At 63.8% G+C, this 307-nt stretch carries 1 protein-coding gene; it reads right to left on the bottom strand.

The features are described from left to right. Positions 1 to 307: CLIPPER-2 domain-containing protein (locus tag AC6CH2_RS22535; protein ID WP_498271167.1), on the bottom strand; the 307-nt coding region annotated here is incomplete at both ends.

Genomic DNA, 307 nt, shown 5'->3' with positions numbered 1-307 from the left:
TGCCGGGCAAATAGCACTGGTCGAAGTCGCGGTGTTGCTGACCGAACCGGCGGACACATCGGCCGCGGTCACCGTATAGGTGCCGATCAAGGTGCAGGTTCCACCCGGCGCGACACTCGCGCACGGAGTCGAGCCCCCAGTCGGCGTGATGGTCGGATCGCTCACCACCACGTTATCGAGATTCGTGGTCGTGCTGGTATTGGTCACCGTCACCGTGTAGGTCAGCACGTCGCCCAGCGACACCGTGCCGCTGCCGTCGTTGTCGGCATTGGCCATGGTCTTGGCGATCGTCTGCGTCGGCGGAATA

Source organism: Lysobacter sp. GQ73 (assembly GCF_059758755.1).
The sequence above is the reverse complement of the archived record's forward strand: the minus strand, read 5'-3'. Positions and strand labels throughout refer to the sequence as shown.